The 18,440-nt window shown below is 55.2% G+C and carries 18 protein-coding genes and 1 pseudogene; 9 read left to right on the top strand and 10 right to left on the bottom strand.

What is annotated here, in order from left to right:
* Positions 1-2: 2 nt before the first annotated feature.
* The gene (locus CBW22_RS21285) at positions 3-674 is read right to left on the bottom strand and encodes a gamma-glutamylcyclotransferase (protein WP_021508695.1); all 672 of its coding nucleotides are present in this window, start codon (positions 672-674) and stop codon (positions 3-5) included.
* Between the two features lie 238 nt (positions 675-912).
* Positions 913-1,143: a putative cation transport regulator ChaB gene (gene chaB / locus CBW22_RS21280; RefSeq protein ID WP_021313035.1), complete on the bottom strand. Its 231-nt coding sequence runs from the start codon at positions 1,141-1,143 to the stop codon at positions 913-915.
* Between the two features lie 369 nt (positions 1,144-1,512).
* Between chaB and chaA the strand changes: the two genes are divergently transcribed.
* Together chaA and CBW22_RS21265 are read left to right on the top strand one after the other, a co-directional pair.
* Entirely contained in the window at positions 1,513-2,604 is a 1,092-nt protein-coding gene (chaA, locus tag CBW22_RS21275; protein ID WP_021508693.1) for a sodium-potassium/proton antiporter ChaA, read from the top strand.
* A gap of 751 nt (positions 2,605-3,355) precedes the next feature.
* Entirely contained in the window at positions 3,356-4,045 is a 690-nt protein-coding gene (locus CBW22_RS21265; RefSeq protein WP_088517800.1) for a hypothetical protein, read from the top strand.
* Positions 4,046-4,343: 298 nt separating this feature from the next.
* On the opposite strand, the gene kdsA is transcribed toward CBW22_RS21265, so the two are convergent.
* From kdsA to hemA, 6 genes are read right to left on the bottom strand one after another with little or no spacing between them, the layout of a single operon-like run.
* Entirely contained in the window at positions 4,344-5,198 is an 855-nt protein-coding gene (gene kdsA, locus CBW22_RS21255) for a 3-deoxy-8-phosphooctulonate synthase (protein WP_021509944.1), read from the bottom strand.
* A 27-nt stretch (positions 5,199-5,225) separates the two neighbouring features.
* On the bottom strand, positions 5,226-6,035 hold the full coding sequence (gene sirB1 / locus CBW22_RS21250) for an invasion regulator SirB1 (protein WP_021509943.1): 810 nt from the start codon (positions 6,033-6,035) through the stop codon (positions 5,226-5,228).
* Positions 6,032-6,430: a SirB2 family protein gene (locus tag CBW22_RS21245; RefSeq protein ID WP_058757490.1), complete on the bottom strand. Its 399-nt coding sequence runs from the start codon at positions 6,428-6,430 to the stop codon at positions 6,032-6,034. Before CBW22_RS21245 ends, sirB1 begins: the two co-directional genes overlap by 4 nt.
* A 9-nt stretch (positions 6,431-6,439) precedes the next feature.
* The gene (prmC, locus tag CBW22_RS21240) at positions 6,440-7,270 is read right to left on the bottom strand and encodes a peptide chain release factor N(5)-glutamine methyltransferase (RefSeq protein ID WP_058757489.1); all 831 of its coding nucleotides are present in this window, start codon (positions 7,268-7,270) and stop codon (positions 6,440-6,442) included.
* A complete protein-coding gene (gene prfA / locus CBW22_RS21235; RefSeq protein ID WP_058780680.1) occupies positions 7,270-8,352 on the bottom strand; it encodes a peptide chain release factor 1 in 1,083 nt (360 codons plus the stop codon). The genes prmC and prfA overlap by 1 nt, the downstream gene beginning before the upstream one ends.
* Before the next feature lie 41 nt (positions 8,353-8,393).
* Complete coding sequence (gene hemA / locus CBW22_RS21230; RefSeq protein WP_021509939.1) at positions 8,394-9,650, bottom strand: glutamyl-tRNA reductase; 1,257 nt, start codon at positions 9,648-9,650, stop codon at positions 8,394-8,396.
* Between the two features lie 216 nt (positions 9,651-9,866).
* Here hemA and lolB point away from each other — a divergent pair, with 216 nt between their 5' ends.
* From lolB to CBW22_RS21205, 4 genes are all read left to right on the top strand, one after another.
* Positions 9,867-10,493 (top strand): lipoprotein insertase outer membrane protein LolB, encoded by a 627-nt coding sequence (lolB, locus tag CBW22_RS21225; protein ID WP_021509937.1) that lies wholly within the window; start codon positions 9,867-9,869, stop codon positions 10,491-10,493.
* On the top strand, positions 10,490-11,347 hold the full coding sequence (gene ispE, locus CBW22_RS21220) for a 4-(cytidine 5'-diphospho)-2-C-methyl-D-erythritol kinase (protein ID WP_088517799.1): 858 nt from the start codon (positions 10,490-10,492) through the stop codon (positions 11,345-11,347). The genes lolB and ispE overlap by 4 nt, the downstream gene beginning before the upstream one ends.
* Positions 11,348-11,484: 137 nt before the next feature.
* Positions 11,485-12,432, top strand: coding sequence for a ribose-phosphate diphosphokinase (gene prs / locus CBW22_RS21210; protein ID WP_006118899.1), 948 nt, complete (start codon positions 11,485-11,487; stop codon positions 12,430-12,432).
* A 225-nt stretch (positions 12,433-12,657) separates the two neighbouring features.
* Positions 12,658-13,827 carry a GGDEF domain-containing protein gene (locus CBW22_RS21205; protein ID WP_058780682.1) on the top strand — a complete coding sequence of 390 codons (1,170 nt, stop codon included), beginning with the start codon at positions 12,658-12,660 and terminating at the stop codon, positions 13,825-13,827.
* Here CBW22_RS21205 and ychH read toward each other — a convergent pair.
* Entirely contained in the window at positions 13,824-14,102 is a 279-nt protein-coding gene (gene ychH / locus CBW22_RS21200; protein WP_021509933.1) for a stress-induced protein YchH, read from the bottom strand. The genes CBW22_RS21205 and ychH overlap by 4 nt on opposite strands.
* 261 nt (positions 14,103-14,363) lie before the next feature.
* Here ychH and pth point away from each other — a divergent pair, with 261 nt between their 5' ends.
* The 3 genes and pseudogenes from pth (at position 14,364) to CBW22_RS21185 (ending at position 17,163) form a co-directional block, all read left to right on the top strand.
* A complete protein-coding gene (gene pth / locus CBW22_RS21195) occupies positions 14,364-14,951 on the top strand; it encodes an aminoacyl-tRNA hydrolase (protein ID WP_021509932.1) in 588 nt (195 codons plus the stop codon).
* 107 nt (positions 14,952-15,058) lie between these two features.
* The gene (gene ychF, locus CBW22_RS21190; RefSeq protein WP_021509931.1) at positions 15,059-16,150 is read left to right on the top strand and encodes a redox-regulated ATPase YchF; all 1,092 of its coding nucleotides are present in this window, start codon (positions 15,059-15,061) and stop codon (positions 16,148-16,150) included.
* A gap of 398 nt (positions 16,151-16,548) precedes the next feature.
* Positions 16,549-17,163, top strand: a pseudogene (locus CBW22_RS21185) (Fic/DOC family protein).
* Positions 17,164-17,590: 427 nt separating this feature from the next.
* Here CBW22_RS21185 and uxuR read toward each other — a convergent pair.
* Entirely contained in the window at positions 17,591-18,367 is a 777-nt protein-coding gene (uxuR, locus tag CBW22_RS21180) for a Uxu operon transcriptional regulator (protein WP_088517798.1), read from the bottom strand.
* Positions 18,368-18,440 lie beyond the last annotated feature (73 nt).

Here is an 18,440-nt window from a genome sequence, read left to right as displayed (position 1 = left end):
GGTTAGCCGCGCGCGGCGCTCTGCTGCAGCGCGCGCACTTCGGCCGCAAGGCGCGTTAACGCCTCTTCCTGCATGCCGCGTTTGCCCAATTCCTGTTCCAGCGAGAACAGATACTGCGCGTTGCTGCCGAGCGGACCGCTGGCCTGAGCGATCAGCGGAGCAATGGTGCTGCGGCAGGAGTCGGCTTCATACAGCGGATGACGCGGATCCATGATAAACACCAGCGCCGTAACCGTGCGGCCATCCTCCAGCGTCAGTTCACACCAGGTGGGCAGATAGCAGCCGGTGATCATTTCCCGTTTCCACAGCAGCTCAAGCTCTTCATGCAGGCGCGCTTCCGGCAGGCGAAACGCCAGACCGCTGGTAGAACCGCCCTCTTTCAGCGCCAGCATCCGTCCCGGTGCGGCAACGGTGCCGCGTCCGGCGGTCAGCCGCAGGCAAAAAGCACGATGCCAGCCCTCAAGCCGTCCGGTCGCCACCTCTTCCGCTTCAAAGACCGGGTTCCACATCAGGGAACCGTAGCCGAAGATCCACACCGGGCTTTGATCGGGACGACAGGCAAGCGTGGCGCAGAGCGACGCGGCGCGCTTCTCACAGCTCCACAGCAGCGCTTCGTCAATATCACCAAATGAAGTTTTGCAATCCGCTTTTAGTAAGAATTCCCGGGTTAACACTGCGATCTCCTCTACTGCGCTGACCTTCCTGTCGATATAGCTCCCTGAATCTGCGATTTTACAGGCGGCGCCCGCGGCGTCGACTTAAGACAAGACAGTAATGCATTTGCCATAAACGTTTCAAGATTGACCCCGATCACAAAGGGGAAATTATCTGTAAATAGCATCGGCTGCCTGGCAGGATTCTTGAACGAAGCGCGGAGAAGTGTGAAGCGGGCCGCAGTGGCCCGCGCGGGAGCTAGTGTTTAGGATGCCACTTGTCGTCCTCGCCTTTGGCGTACTCTTTTTTGACCGCCGCCCAGGCGACTTTGTGTGCCACCTGCTCGCGCGATTCATCACCGCGACGATCGTCTTCATCTTTATACTGATCCCAGGCGCTGTTAAACGCCTTTTGGTAGATGGTTTGCGCATGGCCCGGCAGCACGTGGCGCACGCTGTCCGGCAGTTCCCGGTTCGATGAATAAGGCATAGTTCCTCCTGTTTCAGGTTCCCTGTATAAGTCTGGAAGAGAACGGCAAAAACGCAAACCTGCTATTTCATACTTCTGCCAGCAAATAAGGCGGGTAGTGAGGATAAGGCCAGATGATTCAGTTCTGTTCTTCCTCCTTTCACGCAGAATAGATGAGAAACACGCACTATTAACCTGCTGATGAAAAGGGCTAATTTGCTGATTAACGCGAATTTCTCTTCGTTCAGAGAAAAATGACAAAAAGTAAAAACGCGTAAAAAATCTGCGTGAGCAGTGGTGAAAAGTTACACTGCGCTTCGTCAGATGAGTCACTATATTTATCAGGCAGCAATTGCCTGTTTTTGTTCTTTTTGCCGAAGAGGATGGCGCATGGCTGGACATGAGAAGACCCGACACAGCGAGTATTCGCTGATTTTCCCGATTCTGGCGCTGGCGGTGCTGAGCTTTTTTGGCGGCCAGACAGCGCTTCTGCCGGTGATCGGCATCAATTTGCTGGCGCTGGTAGCGATTTTAAGCAGCGCCTTCAGCGTAGTACGTCACGCCGACGTTCTGGCGCACCGGTTAGGTGAACCCTACGGCTCGCTGATCCTCAGCCTGTCAGTGGTAATTCTGGAAGTGAGCCTGATTTCGGCGCTGATGGCGACCGGCGATGCAGCGCCCGCGCTGATGCGCGATACGCTCTACTCCATCATCATGATCGTTACCGCCGGACTGGTGGGCTGTGCCCTGCTGCTTGGCGGGCGTAAATTTGCCACCCAGTACGTTAACCTGGCCGGCGTGAAGCAGTACATGATCGCCATTTTCCCGCTGGCAATTCTGGTGCTGGTGTTTCCTAATGCCCTGCCCGGCGGCAATTTCACCACCGCGCAGGCGCTGATCATTGCGGCGATCTCTGCGGCGATGTACGGCGTATTCCTGCTGATTCAGACCAAAACCCACCAGAGCCTGTTTGTTTACGAGCATGAAGATGAGAGCGATGATGGCGACCCGCACCACGGCAAACCTTCCGCGCACAGCTCGCTGTGGCACACCGCGTGGCTGATTGTGCATCTGATTGCGGTGATCAGCGTGACCAAGATGAACGCCAACTCGCTGGAAATGCTGCTGACTGAAATGAACGCGCCGGAGCAGTTTACCGGTTTCCTCGTCGCGCTGCTGATTCTGTCGCCGGAAGGTCTGGGCGCAATCAAGGCGGTGCTGATGAATCAGGTGCAGCGCGCGATGAACCTGTTTTTCGGTTCGGTGCTGGCCACCATTTCATTGACGGTGCCGACGGTGACCATTATCGCCACCCTGACCGGTCAGCAATTGATTTTCGGCCTTGAGCCGCCGCATATGGTGGTGATGAGCGCGGTGCTGATTCTGTGCCACATCTCGTTCTCCACTGGCCGCACCAACGTGCTCAACGGCGCAGCGCATCTGGCCCTGTTTGCCGGTTATCTGCTGACGATTATGCTGTGATGTTAAATGAAGTGGTCGCCATGAATGGCGACCCTACAGCGCAGGGTGCGCATTCATGCGCATCAGGAGAATCGGTCGCCATAAATGGCGACCGCACAACGCAGGGCGCGCGTTCATGCGCATCAGGTGAATCGGTCGCCATGAGCGGCGACCGTACAACGCAGGGTGCGCATTTATGCGCACCTGGATAGAGATATCTTTACGGCTTAATAACAGCCGTTAGCACATCTGGCCCTGCCAGCTATTTGCTAAAAATTAAGCCTTAAATCGAATAGTTTATTGCTAATTTTCTGTTTACCCGAAGAAGTTAAAATATTCACTGCATGTACTCTGGCTGCCAGTCGTTGTTTATGATTGCCTGTAAACAATCCATACGTCAATTGACTTACATTATTTTCAGCCCCGACACCGTATCAAAATGCTGCTTGTACATTAAAACCTTACCGCTTAGCGATGGACGCTATCAGCTTTAATGTCAACCATGAGAGAAAAGCAGATAATAAAATAGTTGCGATGATCAACGCATCAATGGTCGATAAAAAAATATGAAAAGGGTTCACTAATTTACCTAACAGCATATACGATGATTCGGAAAGGAATCTGAACATGATCTCAGGAATAACAATTGCGTAGCCTAATGTTAAGACAATGAGTAATAGTATCCGTTTCATTTCATGTATGCTCCTTGCAACAAGATGTGATGAGTATATAATCGTTTCTTAAGGATTTCTACAGTAAGGGATGATTAACCATGTCGTATCTGAAATTGAAGCTTCAGGCCGATCGTACCATTGCACTAAATTTTGAAAAAGCACTGGCGCAACTGCGTGAAGAAACGCGAACCGCCAGTACCACGGTTGCCTCGGGAATCGAAAGAGCTAGCTGGTATGGTTCCTGCGTTTTTGATGATTACAAAGATGTATGTAAGCGACTGAGAAGTGAAGATGTTCGTATGTTTTCAGCTCTGCCACAGGTTTTTTCACGACATGATGTCATCCTTGATATGGTTGAAATCTACTTCAGAAAAAAACTTGCGCGTCTCAGTGAACATAATGTTCAAAATCTGGTGCGCCAACTTGCTGAAAAGGCAGCTAATTATACAAGCGGTAAAGCTTCAAAACTCACCATTTCATTTCTTATCGCGCGCATAGTTACCGAATCTAAAGTTTTTAAGAGTTCGCTGGTTGATGTAATTGACCGGACTTCGCTTTATAGTGTCACAGTTTTAAAATTTTATGGGAAAATACAAATCGCTGCAACAGCAGCTCAGCATTTGAAATTTGCGGATCCGGAATATTATTTCGATCTGTATCAACAGAAATTAGAAATGCTTTATTATCTCATAGAGCCTGAAATGTCTAAAATTATTTACTTAAACAAATCCGGCTCAACAAATGATGAGCAAATACTGGCATTAGTAGAACGGTTACTGACAAAATGAAACGAATCTTTTCCTGGTTCTATGCATGGTTAAGTCAGTCTTTTTTTTCACTAATACCGGTGATTGCGGCGGTAGCAGGTGGAATACTTTTGACAGCGCTTTTCCCTCATTATGGGCTGTTATTGACTCTACTCTGGGTCATTGCCATGGGTGCTATCTACGTGAAATATTTTAGATGGTTTTGACGGTCAATTTCAGTTGATACTTTATGTAATCCCTTCGTTGTTAGCGCCTGCGACAGAATTTACCATTCTATTACAAAGGCACCCGCGGGTGCCTTTGCTGTTGCTATGACAAATCAGTTACTGGTATCCAGCTCCGGAAAACTTTTAACCAGATCGTCAATCGCTTTCATCTGCGCCAGGAACGGTTCCAGCTTATCGAGCGGCAGCGCGGACGGGCCGTCGCATTTGGCGCTATTCGGTTCCGGGTGCGCTTCGATGAACAGACCGGCGATGCCTACCGCCATGCCCGCACGCGCCAGTTCGGCAACCTGCGCACGACGACCGCCAGAGGCCGCGCCAAATGGATCGCGTGTCTGCAGCGCATGGGTGACGTCAAAAATCACCGGGCTGTTGTTAGTGACTTTCTTCATCACGTTGAAACCGAGCATATCAACCACCAGGTTGTCATACCCGAAGTTACTGCCGCGGTCGCACAGAATCACCTTGTCGTTGCCGCCTTCGGCAAACTTATCGACGATATTGCCCATCTGGCCCGGGCTGACGAACTGCGGCTTCTTCACGTTGATTACGGCACCGGTTTTCGCCATCGCTTCCACCAGATCGGTCTGACGCGCCAGGAAGGCCGGCAGCTGAATCACATCCACCACGTCGGCGACCGGCTGCGCCTGCCAGCTTTCGTGCACGTCAGTGATTATTTTCACGCCGAACGCCTGCTTCAGCGCCTGGAAAATTTTCATGCCTTCATCGAGGCCAGGGCCACGGTAAGACTTGATGGAAGAGCGGTTGGCTTTGTCAAAAGAGGCTTTGAACACATACGGAATGCCGAGCTTGTCGGTTACCTTCACGTAATGTTCGCAGATGCGCATGGCGAGATCCTGGGATTCCAGCACGTTCATGCCGCCGAAGAGAACAAATGGCAGATCGTTTGCGACCTTGATATCGCCGATACTCACTACTTTCTGTGTCATGCCCTTTCCTTAAATGTCGGGGGACGCTTAGTGCAGCGTCACCTGTTTCTGTTCAATTGCGTGGATCTGCACTTTAATCATCTCGCTGACCGGGTCTTCAGGACACTGTTCAACGAAATAGGTCAAATCGGTCAGTGCGATATGCTCGCACTCCAGCTGGGCGTAAATCAAACCGCGGTCGCGAATCTCATAGGGATCGTCCGGGTCGATTTGCAGCAGCACCTGGCTGACGTTGAGCGCCAGCTCCATCTGCTTCTCATCCATCAGCGCCGCTTTCAGCGTGTCGAGCATTTTGCGCATCACGCTGACGGTTTTCGCTTCGTCGAGGTCGTCAGAATAGAGCTTTGCCGTCGGGCTGATGTTGCCCTTCAGCCACACTTCCAGCGTATGGGTGTCGAGCGTCTCACCGTTAAACGGATTGATCAGCCACATTTCACCGTCGAGCCAGTCGGCACGCAGAATCAGCTGCGTCGGGAAAATCACCGGCATCAGCGGCAGCTCAAGCTCATCCGCAATGTGCAGCAGAATCACGCCGAGCGATACCGCCGTCCCCTGCCGGCTCTTCAGCACTTTATCGATCCACAGCGCGTCTGACAGATTGTAGACGCCGCTGGCACCGCCAAAGCCCCACTGCTGGTAAAACAGATCGAGCAGCTTCTCCAGCTGCAGATCCGCATCCTGTTCGCTACTGACATAGCGCCGCGCCTCTTCAACCAGGTCAGCCAGCTGCTGCTGGACGGAAGGCGCGGAAAAATCATTGCGTATGGCGCAGGTCGCGCCAATCACCGCTTCACTTAACGGTGTTTCACTGTAATCAAGTTGCACTGGCGAGGTCATACTATCCCCAATAACGGCATTTTGGTCATCGCCAGTTTAATCACCAGTAATAATGCGACCACGGCGACTAAACAGGCGACCCAGCGGGTCGCCATGCTGCGCGGGCGACGACTCAATGCCACGGAACCTAAGGCGATGTAGATGATAACCGCTAACAGCTTCTCCGTCAGCCAGCTTCCTTGTGGGGTAAACGGATAAAAGTGGGTAATCAGCACCAGCAGTGCACCGCTGAGCAGCAGGAATGTATCGTTGATGTGCGGCGCAATGCGCACCCAGCGGCGCTGCAGCAGGGCAGATCCGGTGGTCAGCCAGTAAAAACGCAGCAGAAACAGTGTGATGGTGATCGCGACTGTCAGCAGATGGAAATTTTTAATCAGCGGATACCAGCTGGCCATAGTGCTTCCTTAAGTAAGTTGTCCAAGCGTGACGCGCGGATTGCCGCCGTAATCCTCAACGGTGGTGACCGCCTGAAAGCCATTACGGGTTAGCAGCGCGCGTACAGCCTCGCCCTGCTGCCAGCCGTGTTCCAGCAGCAGCCAACCCTGCGGCTGCAACCAGTGCGGCGCGCGTTCAATGATTAATCGTAAATCCGCCAGCCCGGCCTCCTCCGCTACCAGCGCGCTGAGCGGCTCAAAACGCACGTCGCCCTGCTGCAGATGTTCATCGGCGGCATCAATGTAAGGCGGATTGCTGACAATCAGATCGAAACGTTGGGCGGGCAGATCGTCGAACCAGTGGCTGAGCACAAATCCGGCGTTGGTGAGGTGCAGGCGCTGGGCGTTATCCTGCGCCAGCGCAACCGCGGCGGCGATGCGGTCGCAGCCGGTAATCTGACAATCGGGCCGCTCGCTGGCCAGCGCCAGCGCAATGGCGCCGGTGCCGGTACCGAGATCGAGCACCGCGGAGGGCGTCGCGGGCAGCCGCAGCAGCGCCTGCTCCACCAGCACTTCGGTATCCGGACGCGGAATCAGCGTGGCATCACTGACGCGCAGCGGCAGCGACCAGAACTCGCGTTCGCCCACCAGATGCGCAATCGGCTCACCGCGCACGCGGCGTGCCAGTAACGTCTCCAGCTGTGCCAGTTGCGCATCATCGAGCGGGCTGTCATCAAACGCTATCAACCAGCTGCGCGACTTGCCGGTGACAAAACCCAGCAGAATCTCCGCGTCGCGCTTCGGGCTATCGCCTCCGCACAACGCAGCCTGCGCCTGCTGCAGCCAGCGCCGGACGTTCATCACTCCTGCCCGGCCAGTGCGGCCAGCTGGTCAGCCTGATACTCCTGCACAATCGGCTCGATCAGCGTATCCAGCTTGCCTTCCATGGTTTCGTCGAGGCGGTAGAGCGTCAGGTTAATGCGGTGATCGGTGACGCGCCCCTGCGGGAAGTTATAGGTACGGATTCGGTCGGAACGGTCGCCGCTGCCCAGCAGGTTACGCCGCGTTGAGGCTTCCGCCGCCTGGCGCTTCGCCATTTCCGCTGCGTGAATGCGTGCACCCAGCACCGCCAGCGCTTTGGCTTTGTTTTTGTGCTGCGAGCGCTCATCCTGGCACTCCACCACGATGCCGGTTGGCAGGTGGGTGATACGGATCGCCGAATCGGTGGTGTTAACGTGCTGACCACCCGCGCCAGAAGAGCGGAAGGTGTCGATTTTCAGATCGCCCGGATTGATGTCCGGCAGTTCGGCTTCCGGCAGCTCCGGCATCACCGCCACGGTACAGGCGGAAGTGTGAATGCGCCCCTGCGATTCGGTTTCCGGCACGCGCTGCACGCGATGACCGCCGGATTCAAACTTCATGCGACCGTAAGCCCCGTCACCGGTGATACGCGCAATCACTTCTTTGTAGCCGCCATGCTCGCCATCGTTGGCGCTCATGATCTCCACCTGCCAGCGGCGCGCTTCGGCATAACGGCTGTACATACGGAACAGATCGCCGGCGAAAATCGCCGCTTCGTCGCCACCGGTACCGGCACGCACTTCGATAAAGCACGGACGTTCATCGTCGGGATCCTTCGGCAGCAGCAGCACCTGAAGCTGCTGTTCCAGCACCTCGCGCTTGTCGCGCGACAGCTTTAACTCTTCCTGCGCCATGTCGCGCATTTCCGCATCGTCGAGCAGCATTTCAGCCGTTTCGACATCTTCCTGCACCTGCTGCCATTCGCGGAAACAACGGGTGACGTCGCTCAGCTGGGCATATTCACGTGATAACGCGCGGAAACGGTCCTGATCGCCAATTACGCCGGCATCGCCCAGTAACGCTTCAACTTCTTCATGGCGTTCCTGCAGCGCTTCCAGCTTGGCAACAATCGAGCTCTTCATCTAATAGAGGGTATCCCAGTGATAGGTCGTGACAGACCAGATTACTCTAAACCGAGGCTGTCACGTAAGATCTGCAGGCGTTCGCTGTCGCCGTCGCGCGCGGCCTGCTGCAGTGATTTGGTTGGTGCATGAATTAAACGGTTGGTGAGCTTGTGTGCCAGCTCCTGTAAGACTTTTTCGGCATCAGCACCCTGACGCAACGCCGCCAGCGCGCGATCCTGCAGCTCGGCGCGCACGTCGTCAGCCTGCGCGCGGTATTCGCGGATGGTCTCACCGGCGCTTTGCGCGCGCAGCCAGGCCATGAATTCGCCGCTCTCCTGCACCACAATGCTTTCCGCCTGCACCGCCGCCGCTTTGCGCTGCGCCATGTTCTGCTCGATGATCGCCTGCAGATCATCCACGCTGTACAGATAGGCGTTAGCCAGCTTGCCCACTTCCGGCTCGACATCGCGCGGCACGGCGATATCCACCAGCAGCATAGGCTGATTGCGGCGCGCCTTCAGCGCCCGTTCCACCATGCCTTTGCCAATAATCGGCAGCGGACTGGCGGTGGAGGAGATAATGATATCGGCATCGGCCAGGCGGGTTTCGATATCGGCAAGGCCAATCACTTCGGCGCCGACTTCGTCCGCCAGCAGCTGCGCGCGTTCGCGCGTGCGGTTGGCGATCATCAGTTTGCGCACGCTGTGTTCGCGCAGGTGACGCGCCACCAGTTCGATGGTTTCACCGGCACCGACCAGCAGCACGTTAACGCTGCTGAGTGATTCGAAAATCTGACGGGCTAAGGAGCAGGCAGCAAAGGCGACCGACACCGCGCTGGCGCCGATTTCGGTTTCGGTGCGCACGCGCTTGGCTACCGAGAAGGTTTTCTGGAACATGCGTTCCAGCTCGCTGCTCAGCGCATGGTCGCGCGAGGAGTCAGCATGGGCTTTTTTGACCTGACCGAGAATCTGTGGCTCGCCCAGCACCAGCGAGTCGAGTCCGCTGGCCACGCGCATCAGGTGGCTGACCGCCGCGTTGTCCTGATGCCAGTACAGGCTGTTGCGCACGTCCTCTTCACGTAAGTCGTGATACTCGCACAACCAGCGCACCAGCTGCTCCTGCAGATCGGTCTGCTGCTCTACGCTGAGGTAGAGTTCCGTCCGGTTACAGGTAGAAAGCACCACCCCGCTCTGCACCATCGGCTGAGACAGCAAGCTGTTCAGCGCCTGGTCCAGCGTGTCTGGCGTGAACGAAACACGTTCGCGCAGCGCAACAGGTGCGGTTTTGTGGTTGATTCCGAGAGCAAGCAGCGTCATGGTGATTCGGGTTGGGAAGTCCCAATAATTGTCAGGTTTTGTGCTGCGCATTCTACAAGATGCAACAGATCAAGAAAAGCCATACAAAGCCTATGACTGTAATAAGATTAAACTGATCGTGCGCAATTATCCTGACATCGCCATTGACGGCACAGAGACGGATGGTTAGCGTTACCGGTTACGACGTAAAAACGTGTCTGAGGAGACGACCACGTGATGCATTTGCCCCCGCGCCAGCTGTTGCGCCTTTTGCCCCTTGCCAGCGTGTTGCTGGCTGCCTGTAGCATCAACAAACCCCAGCAAGGTCCCGGTCCCAGCACGACATCGCCGCAGTGGCAGCAACATCAGCAGGCGGTAGCGAAAATTACCCAGTACCAGACGCGCGGCGCGTTTGCCTATCTGTCGGATAAGCAGAAGGTTTATGCCCGCTTCAACTGGCAGCAAACTGCTGCAGACCGTTACCGTCTGCTGCTGACTAACCCGCTCGGCAGCACGGAACTGCAGCTCGACGCGCAGGGTTCGGTGGTACAGATTGTCGATAACAAAGGCAAACGCTACGTCAGCAACGACGCGGAGAAGATGATTTCCCAGCTCACCGGCATGGATATTCCGCTGGCGAACCTGCGTCAGTGGATGATGGGTCTGCCAGGCGACGCCAGCGACTATCAGCTGAACAACAACTATCAGCTGCAAAGCCTGACCTACAGCCGCAACGGCCAGCAGTGGAAGGTGAATATCAGCGATTACGACAGCAAGGTGAACCCGCCGCTGCCGGCCAACCTCGAACTGACCGAAGGCGGTCAGCGCATCAAACTGCGCATGGATAGCTGGACCACACAATGATCACCACCTGGCCCGCGCCGGCAAAGCTCAACCTGTTTCTCTACATTACCGGCCGTCGTGCAGACGGCTACCACAATTTGCAGACGCTGTTTCAGTTTCTCGATGTTGGCGACACCCTGGAGATTACCCCGGATCACAGCGGCAGTATCACCCTGCTGACGCCGCTCGACGGCGTGGCCGATGAAGACAACCTGATCGTGCGCGCGGCGCTGGCGCTGCGTGCCGCAGCGGCGGACAAAGGCACGCTGCCGCCGCAGGCCGGTGCCCGGATCGCGCTGCAGAAGCGCCTGCCGATGGGCGGTGGTCTGGGCGGTGGTTCGTCAGATGCGGCGACGGTGCTGGTGGCGCTGAACCATCTGTGGCGCACCCAGCTCAGCGTGGATGAGCTGGCTACGCTTGGCGTGCGTCTCGGTGCCGATGTGCCGGTATTTGTGCACGGCCATGCGGCGTTTGCCGAAGGGGTCGGCGAGCAATTGCAGCCCGCGTTTCCGGCGGAAAAATGGTATCTGGTGGCCCATCCTGGCGTCAGCATCGCCACCCCGGATCTGTTTCGCGATCCTGAACTGACGCGCGATTCACCAATACGCACATTAGATGAACTGTTGCAGCGTCCTTTTCACAATGATTGTGAAGCGGTAGCAAGAAAACGTTTTCGTGAGGTTGATGCGCTGCTTTCCTGGCTGCTAGAATACGCGCCGTCGCGCCTGACAGGGACCGGCGCTTGTGTGTTTGCTGAATTTGACACCGAGTCCGCTGCTCGTCAGGTGCTGGAGCTTGCCCCGAAATGGATGTGCGGATTTGTGGCGCGTGGGCTTAATCTCTCGCCGTTACAGCGTACCCTTTCCGGGCTCTAAGCGTAAACGTGACAGTGTCACCCTGTTCCAGACACTGCACGTGACGCATTAACACACCCGTATGAACAGGCTCAAATGTATTCGCCGGTTATTTTTGAGCGGTTCATTCTCTGGACGCCAAGCCTGAGGTTCTTCTCGTGCCTGATATGAAGCTATTTGCTGGTAACGCCACCCCGGAACTAGCACAACGTATTGCCAACCGCCTTTACACCAGCCTCGGAGACGCCGCTGTCGGCCGTTTCAGCGATGGCGAAGTAAGTGTACAGATTAATGAAAATGTACGCGGTGGTGATATTTTCATCATCCAGTCCACCTGTGCCCCCACCAATGATAACTTGATGGAGCTGGTTGTGATGGTCGACGCACTGCGTCGGGCTTCTGCTGGTCGTATTACTGCTGTAATCCCTTACTTTGGCTATGCCCGTCAGGACCGCCGTGTGCGTTCTGCCCGCGTGCCAATTACCGCCAAAGTTGTGGCTGATTTCCTCTCCAGCGTCGGCGTGGACCGTGTACTGACGGTTGACCTGCACGCTGAACAGATCCAGGGCTTCTTTGATGTCCCGGTGGATAACGTGTTCGGTAGCCCGATTCTGCTGGAAGATATGCTGCAGATTGGTCTGGAAAACCCGATTGTGGTTTCGCCGGACATCGGTGGCGTAGTGCGCGCTCGCGCTATCGCCAAACTGCTCAACGACACCGACATGGCCATCATCGACAAACGTCGCCCGCGTGCGAACGTGTCGCAGGTGATGCACATCATCGGTGACGTTGCCGGTCGTGACTGCGTACTGGTCGACGATATGATCGACACCGGCGGTACGCTGTGCAAAGCGGCTGAAGCACTGAAAGAGCGCGGCGCGAAACGCGTGTTCGCTTACGCCACTCACCCAATCTTCTCTGGCAACGCGGTGGAAAATCTGCGCAAGTCAGTGATTGATCAGGTGATTGTTTGCGACACCATTCCGCTGTCGGAAGAGATGAAGTCACTGCCTAACGTGCGTACGCTGACGCTGTCTGGCATGCTGGCCGAAGCCATTCGTCGTATCAGCAACGAAGAATCGATTTCGGCGATGTTCGAACATTAATTGTTCGCGAAAAACCGGGCGCCCTGCCCGGTTTTTTATTGCCTGTGCGCAGAGTAACATCCCGATAAAGCCGCTTCCGCCGCCACTATTTGCGCGATAAATGGCCTCAAAATCCGCCAATCTCCCCGCCTTCCACTCTTTTTATCAGACAAGCGCATCCGGGCTTTAGCGGTCCAGTGATTAGTGATATTTTTCACCACACTTTTGCTGAGAACTCCGACCACCATGCCACTCGACATTTATACGTTGTTTATTTGCGAGCTCTACGTGCTGGGGTTTCTGAGCATTATTTTGATTTTTGCCTGGGTCGGGGCGCAGTACGATCGGGTGCTGGGTTTTACCACCCTGACGCTAATACTGACGCTTGCCGCCGTGCTGCTCAGTAGCCTGCGCAGCGCCGGTTTGCACTTTTTGCCGGTGGCAGTCGGGAATGTCATCATGCTGCTGGCCTACGGCACCCTGCTCAACGCCTTTCGTACTTTTTGCCGCCTTCCACTCGGTTTTTGCTGGATCACTGGCGCGCTACTGTGGGCGCTGCTTTGTGCCTTTCCGCAGTTCTATCACGGCCAGCCGAAACGCGTGCTGGTCATGTGCCTGCTGTGCATCATCTTTACCGCCGCGCTGATTCGTCTGCTGTGGCAGGCGCGCGCCACGCTGACCGTCACTTTCTGGCCCGCGCAGATACTGCTGTGGATCCACTTACTGTTCCATCTGGCACGCATTTTCCTTGACGATGCGGTAGCCACCCCCGTGCCGGGTGCCATTGGCGGTTCCGGCTTTTCGGTGTATGTGATTCTGGAGTCGATCCTCTTCGTCATCGGCCTGACCTTCACTATCCTGGCGATGGTTAATGAGCGGACGCAGATCGCCCATAAGCTGGCGTCGCTGCACGATCCGCTTACCGGCGTCTGGAACCGGCGCGCGCTATTTGAAGCCGCAGAAAAACTGCTGCTGCGCCACGCACGTTTGCCGCAGCCCTATATTTACAGTGCAGTGCTGTTCGACCTCGATCATTTTAAAAGCATTAACGATCGCTATGGCCATCAGCAGGGGGATCGGGTGCTGGTCGATTTTTGTCAGGTGGTAAAAGCGTTAATGCCGGTTGAAGGTCAGTTTGCCCGGCTGGGCGGTGAGGAATTTGCCGCGTTGCTTCCTGGCGACAGTGAGCAGGCGCAGCGCATATGTGAGCGTATCCGGCTGGCGACACAGCTGTCGCTACCCAACGACATCGGTTATACGGTGAGCATTGGCTTTGCCACTGCCAGCCAGCGGCATCAGGCGTTTCCCGCCCTGCTGGCGCTGGCTGATGAAGCCTTGTATCGCGCTAAAGCCGCCGGACGTAACCGCGTCGAAGGTTATCAGACGCCGCAGGCGGCAATGGCGGAAGCCGGTTAGTGCGTTGAGTGGTGATCGCGACGGCAGCGTTTGTCACCGTAGTGACGCAGCCAGTAGTAGCGGTCTTCTACCCTCTCCCGCCCGCTGACGCGTGCGCCGACCAGCCACAGGAGCGCACCCACGAAAATACTGAACATCGCTCCATGCGCGAGGAACTGTGGCAGGTTGACCGACGGCAGCTGGTTAATGATGGAATAACCCACCCCGAGCACCATGGTTAACAAGCCGAGACACATCAAACCATTACCGACGGTGCGGCAGTGTTGACGTTTCATGATTCACCTCCATCCTTTTCAGCAACGCAGAAAACAGCACGTTTGGTTAACTGGTCATAAGTTTAGGCAATGGCTGGCGGTTAAGATGCGTACAGGATCACACATCCTTCACAATGTCTGACAAAACTTTACCGCCAGCACCTTGATTTCGATAGAAATTGATTAGTCACCTCAGGTCATTAATCTGCCATTACGCCCTTTGTCATCCCCGCCGGCAGGCAGTAAACTATCGCCCTTTCGCAGCGAGACAGGATAAACATCGTGAGCAGCATTAAACTGATTGTGGGGCTGGCCAATCCCGGCGCTGAATACGCGGCAACGCGCCATAACGCTGGCGCCTGGTATGTGGATTTACTTTGCTCGCGCCATAATCAGTCTCTCAAAGAGGAGCCGAAGTTTTTCGGCTACACCGCGCGCCTGTCGCTGGCCGGCGAGGATGTGCGCCTGCTGGTGCCCACCACCTTTATGAACCTGAGCGGCAAAGCGGTGGCGGCGATGGCGACGTTCTATCGCATTACGCCGGAAGAGATTCTGGTGGCACACGATGAAATGGACCTGCCGCCAGGCGTGGCGAAATTCAAACAGGGCGGCGGCCATGGCGGTCATAATGGCCTGAAAGACATCATCAGCAAGCTCGGTAATAACAACAATTTTCATCGCCTGCGCGTCGGTATCGGCCATCCGGGCGATCGTAACAAGGTCACCGGATTTGTGCTCGGCAAGGCACCGGCCAGCGAGCAGAAGCTGATTGACGAGGCGGTCGATGAAGCGGTGCGCTGCACCGAGCTGTGGCTGAAAGAGGACAAGATCAAGGCGATGAACCGCCTGCACGCCTTCAAAGCCAGCTAAGCCAATTCCCGCGCCGCCGCAGGTAATTCTGTGTATAATGCGCGAAAATTTTTGAATCAGTCGGCGCTGTCTGCCAGCGCTGCACACTCAGTGAGAAAGGTAAGATCATGGGATTTAAATGCGGTATTGTGGGCCTGCCGAACGTCGGTAAATCCACCCTGTTCAACGCGCTGACCAAAGCGGGTATCGAAGCAGCCAACTTTCCGTTCTGCACCATCGAGCCCAACACCGGCGTGGTGCCGATGCCTGACCTGCGCCTCGATCAGCTGAGCGAGATTGTTAAGCCACAGCGCGTGGTGCCAACCACCATGGAGTTCGTGGACATCGCCGGTCTGGTAAAAGGCGCGTCCAAAGGTGAAGGCCTGGGCAACCAGTTCCTGACCAACATCCGCGAAACTGAAGCCATCGGCCACGTAGTGCGCTGCTTTGAAAACGACAACATCATCCACGTCTCCGGTAAAGTAAACCCGGCGGAAGATATTGATGTCATCAACACCGAGCTGGCGCTGTCGGATCTCGACACCTGCGAACGTGCCATTCAGCGCTGCCAGAAGAAAGCCAAAGGCGGCGACAAAGATGCTAAGGCGGAACTGGCCGCGCTGGAGAAGTGCCTGCCGCATCTGGAAAACGCCGGTATGCTGCGCTCGCTGGCGCTGGACGCCGATGAGAAAGCGGCGATCCGTTACCTCAGCTTCCTGACGCTGAAGCCGACCATGTACATCGCCAACGTCAATGAAGACGGTTTCGAGAACAACCCGTACCTCGACCAGGTGCGCGCGATTGCTGAAGCTGAAGGCTCAGTGGTGGTGCCGGTATGTGCGGCAGTGGAATCGGACATCGCCGAGCTGGAAGATGAAGAGCGCGACGAATTCATGGCTGAACTGGGCCTGGAAGAGCCGGGCCTCAACCGCGTGATCCGCGCTGGTTACGCCCTGCTCAACCTGCAGACTTACTTCACCGCAGGCGTGAAAGAAGTGCGTGCCTGGACCATCCCGGTTGGTGCCACCGCACCGCAGGCAGCCGGTAAAATCCACACCGACTTCGAGAAAGGCTTTATCCGCGCTCAGACCATCGCATTCGAAGATTTCATCACATACAAAGGTGAACAGGGCGCGAAAGAAGCCGGCAAAATGCGTTCAGAAGGTAAAGAGTACATCGTGAAAGATGGCGATGTGATGAACTTCCTGTTTAACGTTTAAATAAAATGTGCCGTCTCATGAGGTTTCACCGAGCCTCATAGAGAGCGCAAAAACTATAAAATCCATGCAATTGCGTGGATTTTTTATTACATGATTTTTACGGAGAGGGATAAATCGTCAGCGCCAGTCACATCGCACTCTTTACGGCGGCTGGTCAAAATCTCGGCTGCGGCGCTACTTATAGCTCCCCTTACCGAACCACAGTACCTGTTTGATCGAAACGGGCAACCGGGCTGATGCTATTGAGGTACAGCCTGGCTGCAACCAACGGTAATCCCTGGATATACAGCAATTTAACTTATCCTGATGAACGAAAGGTTTCGAGGCAGGAGTGGCTGATAAACCTGATGGACCTAAATATACTTACGCTTCATTTGTCATTATTACAGAGCGCACTCATGAGCCGATACCATGTTGCTGGCAGTGAAGGTAAGTTTGAAAAAGACTCTGGCGAGCAGGTCATGGCCAATAAGCTGGGACTCACCGATTCCACTGAGATGAACGAGGCAGAACTTGTTCTGTTAGAACAACTCTACCAGTGAGTTTTTGAAGAAAACTTTCCCGAAGGAAAACTTAACGTCGCGCTACTAAAAAGCTGGCATCGTCGCTGGCTGGGTAACATCTACGCGTGGGCTGGACAAGAAAGAACGGTCAATATTAGCAAGGGTGGTTTTATGTTTGCGCCCTCTGCACAATTGCCAAAACTGCTGAACGAATACAACAAGTATCTTGCGCATTACACGCCCTGTAACGACATGGACGAAGAAGAACTCATCATCGCTATCGCCGTTACCCATGTCGAGCTGATACTTATACATCCCTTTAGAGAAGGAAACGGACGTTTGTCGCGGCTGTTAGCTGATGTCATGGCGGTTCAGGGAGGATACAAACCGCTGGATTATCAAAGCTGGGAGCAAAATAAAACCCAGTATATTTCGGCTATTCATGCTGGGATGTCAATGGACTACGCACCAATGAAATACTGGGTCAGTCGGGCATTGAGAAGGCACTAAGCCAGGCGAAGATGCGCGAATTTTTTACGCGCGGCTTCAAGTGAGGCCTCGACGCTAGCTGAGGACTGGCCGGTTTCAACAGCCGTTGAGGTTGCTACTGAACGAATGATATCGGAGCGAGAAGGTTTAGCATAACCTGAGTGCGCTTTTTTTCTGTTGTTGGTCATTAAGCCCTCTCTACATCAGTGCAGTTGCGTAAGACACCATAGCCTCAAGAGTATATCAAAGCTTTGAACCAACATCACGTTCCCTCCTGGCTCGGCAATCTGATGTGCCATCAGGCTTCAAACAATCTCATGAGCCCGGTAAATAAACCCCACGCAAGGCGATGAATCGCGCCGCTACGGCTATTATGCGAATTGCGGTTTCATTGACTAAATGGCAGCAACGCGGCCGCGCGAATGTTTTCTGAAGCAGCTACGCCTGGCTAATTATCCGATCCGTTAGTGGCATACAGCGGCCATGACTCAAACAGGTAGCCGTCGAAATCAATGTCGTCCACATCGGAGAACTCCAGCAGCAGCTGCTTGACGTTTTCCAGGTGCTGCCACATCGCCTGTTTCGCCGCGCGCGCGTCTTTCTTGATTAAGGCGGCGAGGATCTTTTTATGATCGTCGAGCCACTTTTTGCGGTAGTTGGTGTTGATCAGATGCCGGTGCAGCTGGCTCCACATCACATTATCTTCACGCCACTGCCAGGATTGTTTGAACAGCTCCACCAGCATGCTGTTATGCGTGGCTTCGGCAATCGCCAGATGGAAATTACGATCGCCGTTTTCACTGTCGTTTACCGCGCCTGACGCCAGCTCACTCTCTTCCAGCGCCAGCGCCTGGCGCATTTTGATGATGTCTTCACGCGTCGCCTGTAACGCAGCGAATTCGGCGATATTGCTCTCCAGCAGCTGACGGGCCTGCAGCATCTCAAACGGACCGGCCGCATTGCAGGCGGTTTGCGCAGCGGCACGCGGTGCCGGCGTGTCGTTGATCACATAAATGCCTGCGCCACGCCGCACTTCAATCAACCCTTCCAGCTCCAGCATAATCAGCGCCTCACGCACCAGCGTGCGCGTGACGTTCAGCAGCATCGCCAGTTCACGCTCTGGCGGCAATCGCTCGCCAATCGCGTACTGTTTCTGCGTAATCATGTTGCGAAGCATCTCGCCCACTTCCTGATAGGGTCGCTGTGCTGAAGCTTGTGGTTTCATAACGCTCTTTTCTGCTGGTTCAGACATTAGGCCGCCAAATTTTCTACCCTGCACTATAACACAGGGCGTGATT

This window comes from Pantoea sp. VS1 (assembly GCF_002207995.1).
In the GTDB taxonomy this organism is placed as follows: domain Bacteria; phylum Pseudomonadota; class Gammaproteobacteria; order Enterobacterales; family Enterobacteriaceae; genus Pantoea; species Pantoea dispersa.
This window is presented reverse-complemented; position numbering and strand designations above follow the sequence as displayed.